16 protein-coding genes and 3 pseudogenes are annotated in these 15,383 nt (G+C 37.4%); 14 read left to right on the plus strand and 5 right to left on the minus strand.

The genetic code is table 11. From position 1 onward, the window contains the following. Positions 1-295: 295 nt before the first annotated feature. Positions 296-1,135 (plus strand): DUF2935 domain-containing protein, encoded by an 840-nt coding sequence (locus AR328_RS12565; protein WP_066295346.1) that lies wholly within the window; start codon positions 296-298, stop codon positions 1,133-1,135. A gap of 153 nt (positions 1,136-1,288) precedes the next feature. On the opposite strand, the pseudogene AR328_RS23390 reads toward AR328_RS12565, so the two are convergent. Beyond that, a pseudogene (locus tag AR328_RS23390) lies at positions 1,289-1,585 on the minus strand (CBO0543 family protein); the annotation flags it as partial. On the opposite strand from AR328_RS23390, the gene AR328_RS12570 reads away from it, so the two are divergent. The 4 genes from AR328_RS12570 to AR328_RS12585 all read left to right on the plus strand — a co-directional run bounded on the left by AR328_RS12570 (position 1,518) and on the right by AR328_RS12585 (position 3,900). After that, positions 1,518-1,970 (plus strand): YIEGIA domain-containing protein, encoded by a 453-nt coding sequence (locus AR328_RS12570; protein ID WP_082677216.1) that lies wholly within the window; start codon positions 1,518-1,520, stop codon positions 1,968-1,970. The pseudogene AR328_RS23390 and the gene AR328_RS12570 sit on opposite strands and share 68 nt — an antisense overlap. 17 nt (positions 1,971-1,987) lie before the next feature. Then, entirely contained in the window at positions 1,988-2,176 is a 189-nt protein-coding gene (locus tag AR328_RS12575; protein WP_066295347.1) for a capping complex subunit for YIEGIA, read from the plus strand. A gap of 437 nt (positions 2,177-2,613) precedes the next feature. Further along, positions 2,614-3,144 (plus strand): GNAT family N-acetyltransferase, encoded by a 531-nt coding sequence (locus AR328_RS12580; protein ID WP_066295348.1) that lies wholly within the window; start codon positions 2,614-2,616, stop codon positions 3,142-3,144. Positions 3,145-3,201: 57 nt separating this feature from the next. Further along, positions 3,202-3,900: a Type 1 glutamine amidotransferase-like domain-containing protein gene (locus AR328_RS12585; protein ID WP_066295349.1), complete on the plus strand. Its 699-nt coding sequence runs from the start codon at positions 3,202-3,204 to the stop codon at positions 3,898-3,900. Between the two features lie 110 nt (positions 3,901-4,010). Here the strand turns inward: AR328_RS12585 and AR328_RS12590 are convergent, their stop codons facing one another. From AR328_RS12590 to AR328_RS12600, 3 genes are read right to left on the minus strand one after another with little or no spacing between them, the layout of a single operon-like run. After that, positions 4,011-4,712, minus strand: a complete 702-nt coding sequence (locus AR328_RS12590; protein ID WP_066295350.1) for a DUF4386 domain-containing protein — start codon at positions 4,710-4,712, stop codon at positions 4,011-4,013. Between the two features lie 59 nt (positions 4,713-4,771). Next, entirely contained in the window at positions 4,772-4,999 is a 228-nt protein-coding gene (locus tag AR328_RS12595) for a helix-turn-helix transcriptional regulator (protein ID WP_066295351.1), read from the minus strand. 1 nt (position 5,000) lies between these two features. After that, on the minus strand, positions 5,001-5,447 hold the full coding sequence (locus AR328_RS12600; RefSeq protein ID WP_066295352.1) for a hypothetical protein: 447 nt from the start codon (positions 5,445-5,447) through the stop codon (positions 5,001-5,003). Positions 5,448-6,299: 852 nt separating this feature from the next. Here AR328_RS12600 and AR328_RS23065 point away from each other — a divergent pair. The 4 genes and pseudogenes from AR328_RS23065 to AR328_RS23070 all read left to right on the plus strand — a co-directional run. After that, positions 6,300-6,497 (plus strand): hypothetical protein, encoded by a 198-nt coding sequence (locus tag AR328_RS23065; RefSeq protein WP_066295353.1) that lies wholly within the window; start codon positions 6,300-6,302, stop codon positions 6,495-6,497. 70 nt (positions 6,498-6,567) lie between these two features. After that, positions 6,568-7,056, plus strand: coding sequence for a flavin reductase family protein (locus AR328_RS12610; protein ID WP_066295354.1), 489 nt, complete (start codon positions 6,568-6,570; stop codon positions 7,054-7,056). Between the two features lie 150 nt (positions 7,057-7,206). After that, complete coding sequence (trhO, locus tag AR328_RS12615) at positions 7,207-8,175, plus strand: oxygen-dependent tRNA uridine(34) hydroxylase TrhO (protein ID WP_066295355.1); 969 nt, start codon at positions 7,207-7,209, stop codon at positions 8,173-8,175. A 364-nt stretch (positions 8,176-8,539) separates the two neighbouring features. Then, positions 8,540-8,647: pseudogene (locus tag AR328_RS23070) on the plus strand (TRAP transporter large permease subunit); the annotation flags it as partial. Positions 8,648-8,802: 155 nt separating this feature from the next. Here AR328_RS23070 and AR328_RS22250 read toward each other — a convergent pair. Then, positions 8,803-9,104, minus strand: a pseudogene (locus AR328_RS22250) (tyrosine-type recombinase/integrase); the annotation flags it as partial. Between the two features lie 236 nt (positions 9,105-9,340). Here AR328_RS22250 and AR328_RS12620 point away from each other — a divergent pair. From AR328_RS12620 to AR328_RS12640, 5 genes are all read left to right on the plus strand, one after another. Further along, positions 9,341-11,122, plus strand: coding sequence for a sigma-54 interaction domain-containing protein (locus AR328_RS12620; protein ID WP_066295356.1), 1,782 nt, complete (start codon positions 9,341-9,343; stop codon positions 11,120-11,122). 215 nt (positions 11,123-11,337) lie between these two features. Beyond that, a complete protein-coding gene (locus AR328_RS12625) occupies positions 11,338-12,318 on the plus strand; it encodes an aminopeptidase (RefSeq protein ID WP_197414460.1) in 981 nt (326 codons plus the stop codon). Between the two features lie 17 nt (positions 12,319-12,335). After that, a complete protein-coding gene (locus AR328_RS12630) occupies positions 12,336-13,853 on the plus strand; it encodes a tripartite tricarboxylate transporter permease (RefSeq protein WP_066295361.1) in 1,518 nt (505 codons plus the stop codon). After that, the gene (locus AR328_RS12635; protein ID WP_066295363.1) at positions 13,850-14,893 is read left to right on the plus strand and encodes a tripartite tricarboxylate transporter substrate binding protein; all 1,044 of its coding nucleotides are present in this window, start codon (positions 13,850-13,852) and stop codon (positions 14,891-14,893) included. The genes AR328_RS12630 and AR328_RS12635 overlap by 4 nt, the downstream gene beginning before the upstream one ends. Positions 14,894-14,909: 16 nt before the next feature. Then, positions 14,910-15,350 (plus strand): tripartite tricarboxylate transporter TctB family protein, encoded by a 441-nt coding sequence (locus AR328_RS12640; protein WP_066295365.1) that lies wholly within the window; start codon positions 14,910-14,912, stop codon positions 15,348-15,350. Positions 15,351-15,383: the final 33 nt, after the last annotated feature.

The raw sequence follows: 15,383 nt of genomic DNA on the forward strand, positions 1-15,383 counted from the left end.
AATAAATGATCGACCATTATCAACTTATTCAGACAAAGGGTAGTATTATGAAAAAAAGTAAATGTCTTAAAAAATCATTGTTCCACTGAAGGACCATATATCCAGTGAAAAGAAGCATTATACCAAAACCCTAAATGCTATGCTTTCTAAAGGCTAATATGATCGGCCTCCTAATTCTTTCGCACCAGCTCAAGCTTGTAAAAATAAAGGTTATCCTAAATATTTATTGTGGCATATTGATGTTTCTTAATTAATATGAATACAGTGAATGCTTGAAACTATTGGGGGGATTTGGATGAATGGAAATGAGCATTTGCATGCTGATACTGGCGTCACATCAGGAATGTTTGTCGAGCGATCGTTAAATGAAATTCGTTTTTGGTCTAGAATCATGAAAGAACATTCTTTATTTCTCCGATTAGGGTTTAGAGCGGAGGACACTCAATTAATCCAAGAAGCCAATCAATTTTACCGATTATTTGAACACATTGAACAAACGGCACATTCCCTTTCCAATCAAACAGATCCCAATCAAATAAGAGGATTTAATACGGAAGTACAACAAGCTGCCACTAACATATTTGCCTTTAAACGAAAAGTATTAGGGTTAATTCTTACATGTAAATTACCAGGGGCCAATAATTTTCCATTGTTAGTTGATCATACAAGCAGGGAAGCGAATTATTTTAGAAAACGTTTAATCGAATTAAATGAAGGTAAATTGAAAGCTCTTCCTGATGCCATTATTAAAGAAAATGTCTTCTTCTTAAGGATTATGGCAGATCATGCTAAATTTATTGGTCATCTTCTTGATCCATCGGAAAGAAAGCTCGTAGATATGGCTCGGAATTTCAGTAATGATTTCGATCAATTAATGTATCAAGCAATAGATTTAGAATCTATGAAGCCACAATCTCAAACCGTTCCGCTTTTAGATCAATTTCTAGATCAAAATCGTGTATCAGTCGCATCTCTTCGTGACTTTAAGAAAACTGCGCGTGATTTAATAGAACAATGTAAAATAAAAAGTATTATTCATCCGCTTTTAGCCGATCATGTTTTCCGTGAAGCTGATAGATTCCTTGAAATAATTGATATGTTTGATTCTCATCTTACAAGCGGCCATCAATCCTAGGTAGTGTAATGGGCTTATGGCATTTGGAGTAGACTAATGTGGCAAATAAAAATGAAGATTTATTGTGGAGCATTGTTTTTCTAGACTTTGAACAGTTTAATAAAGGGGTAGCGTCAGGAAACCGTGTTTCTAGATGCTACCCTTTTAGGGTTATCAATTTAATGAATCATCTTTAAAGAACCATTTATAGTAAGCATGTGATAGGTAGTTAGAAAGCCAAATTGTCAAGAAACTCCAATACCAAGCCCATTTTTTATATCGAATTAGTTTCGTATACTTCGCTATTAAGACCTCTGAACCGACAAGCAGTGATGTGTGAAATAAATTGTACAAAGCCTTTACAATAATATTTCTTTTTTCAGGATAATAAAGGTTAAATAAAATACTAAATACTGGATATAAAAAGTATTCAAAACAAAAACTAGCTTTATACGTTTTTTTAAAAAAAGGGCGGTATGGATATGGGCCAAACCTTTATGTAGGGGATATACATATTAAGAACGTTGGATTAGCGGAAAGTCGAAAGCTCATTCTGGAGAAAGCTGTTGGGGCCATTATTACACCGAAAAATGAAGACAGTATTGTCACCTTATCCCATATGGGACAAAGACAAGCCATGCTGCATCATATTGCGAATGTACTCGGTTCTTATCTGGATTCCGGAGAGCCGGCATTAATTCCACTTTCTAAAAGGGATATGGAAGACGGGCGGATTGCTTTATTTTTTTTGCCAAAAGAAAAGGACTTTGCTCAAATAAAAGAAGTACTAAAACATGTGCCGGTTCTTGATAGTGCTATCCGCCTCCCGCATCAATCCGATAAAGGAAAACAATAATGGAGGTTACATAGGAAATGGAACAACCAACAAAAATTATCGCCATTATTACGACTAAAACCGAAAATGTTCAAGCCGGCGGAGCACCCGTGTTTGTTGTAAAGGATGCAGAAGGTCTTCAAAAAACAAGCTTCACCCTTGAAAAAATATTGGATGCATCAGCACATGAAGTTGATCCAGACACGATGATTATTGTGGCACACTGAATTTGGCACGATAGAAAGAGGCTTGCTAGGGCAAGTTCTTTGTGCTGCATCAATGTGGCCCCCCTCGTTAAAACTTGGCGGACACCAATTCCCTTATTTGCACGAAAATAGAGGAATTCCTGTGTTTGCGGACAGAGATTCCTCTATTTTGTAAAAAAGCAGTCATTTTCATCTGTTTTTCTTAAATAACGTACGCAGTGTCCGCTTAGCCTATAAATCAAGGTCAATTATTGAAAATAACGGATTTCATGTCCGCATAAATAGTTGCGCACCATGAGCGGGGACCAAAAGTCAAGGAGCGGCCTCCCCAATAAGCAATTTTCATTACCCGATAGCGATTTCTTTCCTAAGGGAATTGGATTTTTATGTTAAAATAAAGGGAGCATTTAAAGTAAAGAGGACGGCTCTTTTTTACATACAGATTGAGGGGGAAAAGCATGTCACCAAAACAAGACTACAAATCTTGGATTCGGACGGTACGAATAGAAGATGCTGAAGCCATACTTGATATTCACCGTGAGGTCATTAAAGAAAAGGATTATTTTATAGCGTTGTCTGATGAGTTCAATAAAACGGTGGAAGAGCAAAAAGAATGGATAACAAAGATCCTTATGCATGAAAGAGAAACGATGTTTGTTGCAGAAATGAATGGAAGAGTAGTAGGTTGGATCGTGTTCCTGTCACAAGAGAGACAAAGGATGCATCACACAGGATCCATCGCCATCATGCTTCAGAAAGACTATCGAAATAAGGGGATTGGCAAGCTTTTGATCAATGAGATCCTTTCATGGGCAGCGCAGCATCCAGTGATCGAAAAAGTTTCATTAGGGACGTTCTCCACGAATTCAAGAGCTATAGAGCTATATAAAAAGCTAGGGTTTGTCGAGGAAGGGCGCAAAGTAAAAGAATTTAAGTTTAGCGATGATGAATATGCAGACGATGTTTTAATGTTTAAGTTGGTTAAATAGGTAAGAAGTTAGCTATTGAGAATAGCTATTAAATTAAATTCGAAAGGATGAAAGACAATGAAGCAAATCATTGCGTTAGGCGGCGGCGGGTTTTCTATGGAACCAGATAATCCATTATTAGATAGATACATACTTAACCAGTCTAATAGAGCGAATCCAAAAATTTGCTTTATTCCTACAGCAAGTGGGGACTCAGACACCTACATCTCTAGATTTTATCAATTCTTCGAAAAACAACATTGTCAACCTTCGCACCTATCATTATTTAAACCATCCACTAGGGATATTGAGAGCTTTTTATTAGAAAAAGATATTCTTTATGTTGGCGGTGGAAATACCAAGAACCTATTAGTCTTATGGAAGGAATGGGGAATGGATATTGTTTTGAAAAAGGCTTGGGAACAAGGAATAATATTAGCTGGAATAAGTGCCGGTTCCATTTGCTGGTTTGAAGAAGGAGTGACAGATTCTTATGGTGATAGGCTTGAACCACTAAAGTGCTTAGGTTTTTTAAAAGGGAGTAATTGCCCGCATTATGATGGAGAATCAGACAGAAGACCTTCCTATCATGAATTAATAGCTTCTAAAAAAATAATACCTGGAATTGCAACTGATGATGGTGTTGCTATTCACTATATAGAACAAAATATAAGTAGAATTGTAAGTTCTAGGCCTAATGCCAAGGCATATAAAGTCGATTACCATCAAGAAGTTGAAGAGACCGAACTTGAAACAGAATTTTTAGGTTCTTATTGACTGGTTAAAAAGGATAAATAAAAAGGAGCTGTAATTCAGCTCCTAGCTCTCCTTGTTCTCCATGTAAAGCTCAACTTAATGCTTAAAGACAAGCTTTCCTGCAAATCGTTTTACTTTTTTGCAAACAATAAGGCAAGTGCAGTTTGATTGAATCCCTTAACCATGAGCCAAACAGCTAAAATCATTTCATTCGCTGCTACCGGTATGGCCAAAATAGCACCCCAAACTGAAAGTTGAGGAAATACCCCGAACATGACGAACAAGGCACAAATAAAAATTAGAGTTGCCCCTGTCATACCTAAAATGGGTATAAATCTTGGTACGAGCTTGGTTTTATAAAATATATAACTGTACATAAATGTATTAATTCCTAGCATGAAATTGGGGCCAAGCAGAAATGTCCAGTCATGGATTGCATGTAATACGATTCCGGAGGTTTGAAAAGATGTGGTATCTGGGGATCCTAATGCGATAAATTCCTGGCTTAATGTCAAAAGGGACAGTACACTGATTACACCAATTGTAATTATAATCGCTTCTAGAAATCTGAAACAAACATGCCATAGTGCAATCGTATCATTATATTTTCTTAAAATCGGAAACATGATTGTTGCAGTACCAACCGCTGAGACGACAAGAATGAGTTCCATAAGTGCTCCCAGTACTACTTGATTGGCATGTTCAGAACCATTCATTAAGTAATTAGGTCCGTTTAGGATAGGGTCGTATAATAAGAGACCTGCAACCGCCGAAACGGCTGCAAGAATAAACAGTATCCCCACAATTTTGGCTGCTTTTTTGTTTGAATTCATTTATTTATCCCCTTTTTTTAATAAATTTACAAACAGTTAAGCAAAAACAATAATCATTCTTACAGCTTTGAGTCGTCCTCATAAAAGAAAACCTCTTCCAACGGTAAGTTAAAGGCATGAGCAATACGAAAAGCCAATTCTAAAGATGGGGAGTAGTTTCCCTTTTCGAGAGCCACGATTGTCTGTCTTGTAACACCAACCTTGTCTGCCAATTGCAGCTGTGTCATTTCACCATGATTGAAGCGTAATTTTCGAATGTGATTGCCGACAAGATTCTTCTTACTCATATTAGACTCCTCTCCGATAATGATAAAGTCTCGTAGCGGATCCGGTTAGATCAGAAATGAATCCTGAAATGATCAGAATCATAAACATTACCTGTATAGGCTGATAGATGATTAGTGACCCCATTGCAATAAGAAACCCGATGATAAATACAAAAAAGCCATTCCGGAACGCTTTCAAGTCAATTAATTTATCCAGTTCATCCGCAAAATTTGGTTCTTTTTCTCTGGTTGTAATTCTAAAGACAATGTTAAATATAATGCTAATCATTATGTGTGCAACGATTGAAACCAAAGTCAAGATTAGGACGAAGGAACCCCAATAACGAAAAGACTCAGCCGACTCCATCTCCCCGCCGGGATACTGCGGGTACATGTACAAACAATAAAATCCAAAAATTAGAATTGTACTAATCAACGATAAGATACTTTTCTTTTCTTGGTACGTCATAGTTACCTCCTAGTATGGATATTTTTACATTCTGTTAAGTTTATTAAACATAATGTAATATAAACTATACATCAAGTCAAGATTATGTTACCTTAAATTAGAAAAAATAAACACAAATTTCCAATATGTACTCCGAAAAAGCATGGTAATTTGTAAAGGATTCCGCGATGCGTCTTATATTTTTTTGTAGGTATAAAATCATAAGCGGAGAATTTCCGTCTATTTATATAGTGGAGGCTTAAGAGGCAAATATAAGCGGACAAATTCCGATTAACTGTTCTAAATAAGGGAAAATCCAAAGATTTGGATAAGATTAGCGGAAAAATTTCCTTTATTTTTAAGGAAATATGGGTAATTCCCAATTTAAACGGAATTATTCCGTTTATTTTTCAAACAGAGTAAAATCAACATTCAGTTATTATATTTAACATAGTAATTTACATCTATTTTAGCAATCCAATTCATACGGACCCCAAAATGCGATAAGGATTCACTAATCAAAATCTAAACAAAAATTTGCAATGGTCATCGCCATCTGTTTTGCAGCCAATTCGATTTACCTAGTCTGTTTCAGGAACATTTTTAAACAGTTGTGTTTCACAATTGAAGCTGTTTTAATTCCTGCGCCACTGCTAGAATCGGACAGTTAAAATGCTTCTAATTAATGTATAAAATAAAATATTATATATACAATTTATTATAAAAAGTATTATAAATTAATATTTTCATTGTTAATAACTAAGATACTTGTAAAACAAGCTAGTATTGGGCACAACCAAATGAACAGTTTTCTATTTAAATTTTCCTAAATCCAATTGACGGCAGATATAAGTTTTGAGGGAGAAGAATACAATGGATAAAATTAAACACATTTCAAATGATCTTAAGGATTGGATAAGCAATACATTAAAAAGCGGTGTGAATCCAGAATCAATTGAATATGGTAATAGTAAAGGCCAAGTGGACCATAGGTCGCTGCATAGCAGTTCTCCTGTCTTAATGGGAGAGAAATGGGTAGCAACTAAATGGATTCGGCAAGGGAAAATATAGTGTTTTCTTTAGGGGAAATTTAACTTTGGGAAATAATGAACGAAAAAGAACTTAAAAGGGGTGTGTGAGTATGGATAATGTATCTAAATTTAAAGAAGTCATGGGAAATTATCCGACAGGGGTGACGGTTGTAACCACGGTTGATGAAAATCAAACGCCAGTTGGACTGACGGTCAATTCGTTTGCATCGGTTTCACTTGACCCGCTTTTGGTTCTATGGTCGATTGACAAGCGAGTTTCCTCGCATGAACTTTTCACAAAAACGGATAAATTTGCGGTTAATGTTCTTGCGGCAGAGCAAGGCGATGTGTGCAACCTGTTTGCTACGAGGGGGGTTGACCGCTTTGCGAATTGTGAATGGAACCAATCAGAGTATGGACTGCCAATTCTTAGCGGTACTTCTGGAGTATTCCAGTGCGAGACCTTTAAAGCGGTCGATGCTGGCGACCATACAATCCTGATCGGAAAAGTCGTTGATATAGAAAGCAATAATAAAGAACCACTGCTCTATCATAAGCGTACGATTGGAAAAATCCCTCGGGAGTTTTATTCCAAGTAAAATTAGTTACAATTAGTCGATACCTTCCCTATAATAGGAAGGTATCTTTATTTTTACCTATGTTAAGGTTTTTGTTAATATTAGATAAGGAATTGTTGTAATTTCAGTGACATTGAAATTAAATCATATAAGAAGATAGGAGAAAAAATAATGAACCATTCATATAGAGTGTTGCTTTTTTATAAATATGTCCATATCGCGAATCCTGAGGAATTTGCTGCGCAGCATCTGCAGTTCTGCAAGGAACTTGGTCTTCGGGGCCGCATCCTAGTGGCGGAGGAAGGAATCAATGGGACGGTTTCAGGGACAGTTGATCAGACTGATGAATATATGAGGGGGATGCACGAGGACCCGCATTTTTCTGATATGATCTTCAAGGTCGATGAAGCAGAAGACCAAGCGTTTAAAAAAATGCATGTCCGTCCGAGGAAGGAGCTTGTCACTTTAAGGCTTGAGGATGATATCAATCCGAATGAAGTAACAGGTGAGTATCTGGAGCCGAAGGATTTCTTTGAGGCGATGCAAGATTCCGATACTATCGTAATCGATGCCCGCAACGATTACGAATATGACCTTGGCCATTTCCGCGGTGCCATCCGTCCGGATATTAAAGCATTTCGCGAGCTTCCGGACTGGGTAAGGGAGAACAAGGATATGTTGGAAGGCAAGAGGGTGCTTACCTATTGCACAGGCGGCATCCGCTGCGAAAAATTCTCCGGCTGGCTTGTGAAAGAAGGCTTCAAGGATGTCGGCCAGCTTCACGGGGGGATTGCCACTTACGGTAAAGACCCGGAAGTAAAGGGGCAGCTTTGGGACGGCATGATGTATGTTTTCGACGAGCGGATTTCCGTGCCAATCAACCATGTAGAACATGTTGTTGTCGGAAAGGATTACTTTACAGGCGAACCTTGCGAACGTTATGTTAATTGCGCAAATCCGGAGTGTAACAAGCAGATTTTGACCTCGGAGGAAAATGAGCACAAATACTTGCGTAGCTGCAGCCATGAATGCCGCGTTCATCCAAGGAATAGGTATGTTGAAGAACATGGCATGACGGAGGAGCAGGTTTTAGAACGTTTACGCATAATTGGCGAAGACGGTGCAGTTAGCCATAGCTAACTACTACTTGGCAGCTCAGTCAATTTAACGCTTAAATGATTTGAGTAAAAAACGTCTTATCCCTTGGTGAATATGGGATAAGACGTTTTTTATTATATCTAATTAACGCTTATTTTTGTGGTGCTTCTTCAATTTCGGAGCATGGGGTTTTAAAGAAAGAGAACTAGTTTTGATGTTCATAATCACAATTTATTAATGAAGGGGGAATTTACTATTGTGTAGAATGAATTGTTAATAGAGTACTCGAATGAGTTTTAAATAAGATAAATATTAATAGCTAAAATATCATAAGAAAGTATCGATCGATTACCACTCCGTAAATGATGGGCATATTAAGCCACATTGAAGGAAAACCTTCTTTGAAGGAATATTAGCGTTAATTTTGCCTTTGATTATTATATTTGGGATTTGGGGAGGGATATTTACGCCTACTGAAGCTGGTGCCGCAGCTACCGCAAATCTATTCGGCTAGCTTATTACGGCTGAACAAATTCCGAAATTTCTTCCTCAACTTGTGGCAGGTGTATCTGATAATCGATATCTTGTACTTGCTTTAGTTAACATCATTTTCTTAATGGCTTGATGTTTTTAAATTGCATCTGCTGCAATTTAGGGATTTATATTAAATCAAAACTTCGGCAATGCATCCACCGCATCCGCCAAGTCACTATATGAATCCTTCAAATATCTGCTGGTAGTAGCGATATTATCATACCCCGCCAATATTCTTACCTTTTCTTTATCATTATTTGTCGCTGTTAACATCCACTTACAAAAAGTATGCAGGAACATATGAGGTGTTAATTTTTTCTTTGGCAGACTATAACCTTCAATTAACGTCTGGATCCATCGGACCGTGAACTTCGTTGATCTTTGGCTGTAAAAGACATAGGGGAGCCTACAACATGTTGCTTGTGTTTTGTTATTTCTCCAGCCAAATAGTTTAAATTCCATATAGTATTTAAAAGGTAATACTATATTTTATAAATGTAATAAGACAAAAAAATATTATTTCACGATAAAAATTGGTATCAAGTTTTATCTGTTGAATGAATACTCAAATAATTAATGATATATTTAGAGGTTTTTTCTCCATCTGATCGAAAAGTATATAAGAATAAAAGCAACTTGTCCCATTTTTTATAATAAAAGGAGTGGATGAAAAATGAGTTCCATACTTTTTGAGATACAAGACGAGGTTATTTTAGTTGCAGAAGCTATTAAATCGGTTTTGTCGTTGGAAGTTATTATATATGATTTAAATAAAGTAGTCGTAGCAGCTACAGGTGGTGGTCAGCATGCTGTTATAGGTGAACCTGTAAGGGGACATATAATCAGTGAGGTATTAAAAACAAATAAACCTGTATACAATTTAGAACCAGGATTTCATGAAATCTGTAAAAGTTGTATCCTCTATGAATCTTGTCCAGAAAAAGCGGATGTTTCATATCCGTTAAAACACGAGGGTGAAAATGTTGGCGTTATCAGTTTAACAGCCTTTTCAGAGGAACAAAAACTGGAATTTAAAGAAAAGCATTTAATTTTATCAAATTATCTTGGGAAGATGGCTGATTTAATCAGCAGTAAAATAAATGGTAAATCCCTTTTGAAAAAGTATCTATCTACCTCCCGAATGCTCCAAGTGACCATTCAATCTATGAATGAAGGGATCATTTCCGTAGATCGGAACGGCTATATATTAGAATTGAATCGTTCAGCTGAGAAGATTTTAAAGATATATAGAGAAGAAGTCTTAAAACAAAACATAATAGATGTGATGCCAGATTTACCAATTATGAGTGTATTATCAACAGGAAAGGGATTTTCTAATCTGGAATTTGCCCTACAAATAAATGGTATGAATATTCAGATTATAAGCAGTGCAACCCCGTTAGTTCACGATAGTCATATTATCGGGGTCGCTATATCTTTTAAAGATTTAGATGAATTTCGGAAAATTGCCTATTCTATCACCACAGAGGCTGATGATTCAACCTTTGATACCTTAGTTGGAAAAAGCTTAAGCATTCTACAGGTAAAATCCATTGCAAAAAAAGTGGCGACAACTGATTCTACAGTCATTATTTTGGGTGAAAGTGGAACAGGAAAGGAGCTATTCGCAAGAGCTATCCATAAAGAAAGTAAAAGAGTAAATAAGCCATTTCGAGCAATTAACTGTGCGGCAATTCCCGAACAATTGTTGGAAAGCGAACTATTTGGCTACAGTGAAGGGGCATTTACGGGTGCAAGAAAAAAGGGGAAGCCTGGAAAATTTGAGATGGCTGATGGAGGAACGTTATTCCTAGACGAAATAGGTGATATGCCTCTTCACCTACAAGTCAAAATACTTCGTGTATTAGAAGAAAGAAGGGTTGAACGAGTTGGTTCAAATGATTCGATAGAAATTAATATCCGGGTTATTGCGGCTACAAATAAAAACCTTGAACAAATGGTGAAAGATGGCGAATTTCGAGAAGATTTATTTTATCGATTGAATGTGATCCCACTCAAAATACCCCCATTACGCGAAAGAGACGGAGATGTTTCCGTACTGCTTCGTCATTTTGTTAAACATTATGACAATATAACAGGAAAGAAAGTTAGAGGATTCACACCTGAGGCAGAGGAAATGCTTTGCGGTTATAGTTGGCCTGGAAATATCCGAGAATTACAAAATACTGTGGAATATGCCATAAATATGGCTACTGACCATTGGATAACAATTGATAATCTCCCGCCAAGAATAAGGGATTTGGGCCACCCAATGGTTTTCAATAAAAATATTACTTTAGCTGAGATGGAAGAAAATATGATAAGGGAGGCGATTAATAAATACGGAGATAGCTTAAATGGAAAGAAACAAGCGGCGAAGGAGCTTGGGATAAACCTAGCCACTTTATATAGGAAAATCGGAAAATATCAAAACATTCGCAAAGTGCAAATTTGATTCGCATTTTGCAAATAAGAGGAAATCAAGGCAGGTAAAGTCTTTTAATGTTGAATTGAAAGGCTTACCTGCCATTTTTATTTGCATTTTGCGAATAAACTTAAAAGTTTTATTATGAGGAAATCCATATATTAATGCGATTTCAAACTTTATTTCAATTTGGCACAGATATTGCATTATTAAATATATCAAAGAAAAAATGGAGGAAGGAAGATATGAATACTATTCGAAAAATGTTCATGATGAAGTCTGTTCAAACGATTCTTAAGACTTGTTTAAATGTAAAACCAGGAGAAAACCTACTCATCCTAACAGATACCAACACGACTGAAATAGGGGAGATGTTTGCAATTGTAGGACATGGGATGGGCGCAGAGGTTGTTCTGACAGTCATGCATCCAACGACAAGACATGGTGATGAACCGCCAAGAATTATCGCTGAAGCCATGAAAGCAGCCGATGCAATCGTTGCTCCGACAACATTCTCTATTAATCATTCAACTGCCAGAAAAGAAGCAAGTAACGCTGGTGCAAGACTCATTTTTATGCCTGATGCGAACGAAGAAGTTTTCTTGGATGGATCTTTAGATATTGATTTTATGGCCCAAAAGGAAGTGATCGATAAGGTATCAGCCATATTAGAGGCAGGCGAAGAATTAAGCATTACTTCAAAATTAGGAACGGAACTGCACATGAAAATTTCAGGTCGACATGCAGTACCTCAAACAGGAATTTGCCACGAACCTGGTATGATTTCACCGCCACCATGCATTGAAACTGCAATATCGCCAATTGAAGGCACAACAGAAGGAGTTATGTACGTGGATGGGGCAATAGTACCTGGAAGAGCATGTCAAGAGCCAGTAAAAATTACCTTTAAAGAAGGAAGAATTGTTTCGATTGAAGGAAAAGAAGATGCAGAAATGTTAAGACAAACTTTAGAAAGCTACAATCATCCGAATGTCTATTGCGCGGTAGAAATGGGAATGGGTATGAACCCAAATGCAAAGATTGGCAGGGGAGGACAACTAGAGGACGAGGCGGAATTTGGTACGATGCATATTGGAATTGGAAATGGAATCACCTTCGGAAGCAGTATAAGGGCACCGGGCCATTGCGATCTTGTCATGCGTGATCCTGTCATTAAAGTGGATGGCAAAATTCTTATGAAGGATAGACAACTCTTTTTAGATTGAGGGGGGAGGGCTTTTGATTGGATTTAAGTTTAATAGGAGAATCGATTGCTAGTATCTTATCTGTTAAAGTCTTGCTTTTGTTTTTATTTGGGACAATTGCAGGCATGGTTGTAGGAGCACTTCCCGGACTTACTACCACTATGGGAGTATCCATATTAATTTCATTTACATGGGGTATGGAATGGATCGAGGCAATGGTGTTAATTATTTCTGTTCATATTGCAGGTACATACGGGGGATCCACACCTGCCATATTTTTGAATATACCGGGCACCCCAGCATCTGCGGCCACTTCCATGGACGGATATCCTATGGCGCAAAGAGGGGAAGGGGGCTTGGCTCGTGGGCTTGCGACTTTTCAATCCTTTCTTGGAACCATCTTTGCAGCCGTTCTGTTCTTAATTGGTGCCCCCTTACTTTTAAACTTTAGTATGAGCTTTGGGTCATGGGAATATTTCTTACTGGCCATGTTCGGAATTATACTTAGTGCTAATTTGACTGCAGAGTCACTGGTAAAAGGATTAATCTCAGGATTTTTAGGATTGGCTTTAGCGACAGTAGGAATGGATAAAATTACGGGAGTACAACGGTTTACTTTTGGTGAAAGCGCTTTAATGGATGGGTTCAGCCTCATTGCTGTTTTAATAGGAATCTTTGGTATCGCGGAAGTGATTGAATCCTTAATCCAGCTCAAACCTCCATTAAAAGCTGAAAAATTTAAATCTATTTTTCCACCGTGGCGGATGTTGGTGAAGTTTCTACCTACTGGAGGAAAATCCTCCGTAATTGGGGCTTTAATAGGAGCAATCCCTGGAGTTGGAGCGGATGTAGCCGCATGGGTTTCTTATGATGCTGCCCGCCGAAGCAGTAAGAATCCTGAAAGTTTTGGAAAAGGAAATCCAGAAGGAATCGTCGCTGCAGAAACCGCGAATAACGCTTGCGTACCCGGATCCTATATCCCTATGCTCACACTGGGAATACCAGGGGATGCCGTGACAGCCGTCATTATAGGGGGACTCTTGTTACATGGATTGCAACCTGGTCCATTATTACTTACTCAGAACCCAAATATTTTACAACAGTTTTTTATCATTTTAGTTGTTTCCGCAGTATTTATGCTGATATTTGGGTTACTCTTTTCGTTTCTATTTCAAAAAGTTTTGTCTGTTCCAAGAAGCGTTGTTTTAATGACGGTTACTGTATTTAGTGTTATCGGAACGTTTGCCGTTAATAGCCGTCCATTTGATATCGCAGTCATGTTTGCTTTTGGGATTATTGGCTTTTTAATGCGAAGGGTTGGCCTTGCTGCTCCTCCCCTAGTACTCGGATTAATTCTAGGCTTAATGGCTGAACAAAATTTTCGAAGAGCCATGGTTAGTGCTGATTATTCGTTTCTGCCATTTATAACACGTCCTATAAGTCTATTCTTACTTGTATGTATTGTGTTTTTGCTATTGAACCAAAATCAATTTTTATCAAAAAAGTTTAAAAAAGTATGGAAGAAAATAAGAACTGATGAGGAGGCAAAATTATGAAACTTAAAATGATGTTTCTATTATCTATGTCATTCATTTTATTACTAGGTGCCTGTTCTAGTAATCAATCCAATAATGCAAATTCAGAGGAAGATACAATAAAAGAAGACAAATACCCCGCACAGCCAATTGAAATCATTGTTGGGTTTGGTGAAGGTGGGGGAACGGATACGATGGCAAGAACCCTCCATCCAATGCTTCAAGAAGAATTAGGGCAACCAATTGCTGTAAGAAATATGCCTGGGGCTTCGAGTGCACTAGCCTTGGAATATGTGAATGAGCAAGAAGCCGATGGCTATACAATCTTATTCCAAACAGACCTTGTACGGGTATTCCCAACGATGGGAATGACTGATTTAACCTATAAAGATTTCGAACAAATTGGGATCGGGGCTATGGGGATTGCAAACTTTATTGTTAATGAAAAGTCTAATCTGAAATCATTCGATGATGTGGTAAAACTTCTAAAAGAAGGAAATGCCAAAGTTGGAGTAGCTGCTATTGGAGATCCGTGGCATCTTACCTTGGAAATTGTTAATAATGTTGTCGGCGGAGATGCTGAAATTATAACCTACGATTCAGGGTCAAACGCTGCAATGGCCGCTATGAAAGGGGAAGTAGATTTCTCCATTAGCGGGGTTAACGAAGTTGTAGATTTACTGCGTTCAGGTGATTTACGTTCCTTAGCTGTGATGGATAATAAAGCATTTGAAGTGGATGGTTTCGGATCTATCCCTCCGGTGACTGATTTTGTTGCAGGCATGGATAAGTATGTACCTGAAGGAACATGGTGGGGACCAGCAGTAAAAAGCGGAACACCAAAGGAAATCGTGGATCAATTAAGACAAGCTTATAACAAAGCAATTAAAAGTGAAAAGTTTAAAGAGTTTGCGAAGAAACGGGCAATTGTCTTAACAGATATTGAAGATAGCCAACAATATACAAAAGAAATCACAGAGAAAACAAGTTGGTTACTATGGGATATAGGTGTTGGGAAACGATCACCTGAAGAAGTAGGGATTAGTAAGCCGCAAGAGTAATTGAAGGGAGAAGAGGATGAGAATTAATAAGGATTTTATTCTTTCAGGTATGGTACTAACCTTTGGTCTCTTTTTAGTAATAGAGAGTTTTACATTCCCAGAAGGGAAACATCTTTTAAATTCTTCGCGTTCGTTTCCAATGTTATTAGGCTATGGTTTTACGGCGCTAGCAATCTGGCAATTTATTAAAACCTTTCGTGAGAAAAAAGAAAAAACAAAAGAATCCTTTTCACGTCTTGAAATTAAAAGGGGAGTCGTCTTTATTCTTCTTACGGTTGGGTATATTTTTGTGCTTATTCCTATGATAGGCTTTATGATTTCTACATTGTTGTTTCTATTTATTGGGATATTGTTTTATAAAGAAATTCGTTGGTACACAGCATCATTGATATCTATCGGAATGATAGGTTTCGTTTACTTAGTTTTTGAACAACTAATGAATATTCGACTACCTTAAAAGCAAAAAGTTGTAGGATTGTTATCCAATAAA

Source organism: Bacillus sp. FJAT-29937, assembly GCF_001509555.1.
GTDB lineage: Bacteria > Bacillota > Bacilli > Bacillales > Cytobacillaceae > Cytobacillus.

Coding starts and splice junctions, on each gene's coding strand:
- AR328_RS12585 (WP_066295349.1), top strand. CDS start 3,202: ATGAAGCAAATCATTGCGTTAGGCGGCGGCGGGTTTTCTATGGAACCA.
- AR328_RS23065 (WP_066295353.1), top strand. CDS start 6,300: ATGGATAAAATTAAACACATTTCAAATGATCTTAAGGATTGGATAAGC.
- AR328_RS12565 (WP_066295346.1), top strand. CDS start 296: ATGAATGGAAATGAGCATTTGCATGCTGATACTGGCGTCACATCAGGA.
- AR328_RS12640 (WP_066295365.1), top strand. CDS start 14,910: ATGAGAATTAATAAGGATTTTATTCTTTCAGGTATGGTACTAACCTTT.
- AR328_RS12610 (WP_066295354.1), top strand. CDS start 6,568: ATGGATAATGTATCTAAATTTAAAGAAGTCATGGGAAATTATCCGACA.
- AR328_RS12580 (WP_066295348.1), top strand. CDS start 2,614: ATGTCACCAAAACAAGACTACAAATCTTGGATTCGGACGGTACGAATA.
- trhO (WP_066295355.1), top strand. CDS start 7,207: ATGAACCATTCATATAGAGTGTTGCTTTTTTATAAATATGTCCATATC.
- AR328_RS12590 (WP_066295350.1), bottom strand. CDS start 4,712: ATGAATTCAAACAAAAAAGCAGCCAAAATTGTGGGGATACTGTTTATT.
- AR328_RS12575 (WP_066295347.1), top strand. CDS start 1,988: ATGGAACAACCAACAAAAATTATCGCCATTATTACGACTAAAACCGAA.
- AR328_RS12600 (WP_066295352.1), bottom strand. CDS start 5,447: ATGACGTACCAAGAAAAGAAAAGTATCTTATCGTTGATTAGTACAATT.
- AR328_RS12635 (WP_066295363.1), top strand. CDS start 13,850: ATGAAACTTAAAATGATGTTTCTATTATCTATGTCATTCATTTTATTA.
- AR328_RS12620 (WP_066295356.1), top strand. CDS start 9,341: ATGAGTTCCATACTTTTTGAGATACAAGACGAGGTTATTTTAGTTGCA.
- AR328_RS12625 (WP_197414460.1), top strand. CDS start 11,338: ATGAATACTATTCGAAAAATGTTCATGATGAAGTCTGTTCAAACGATT.
- AR328_RS12595 (WP_066295351.1), bottom strand. CDS start 4,999: ATGAGTAAGAAGAATCTTGTCGGCAATCACATTCGAAAATTACGCTTC.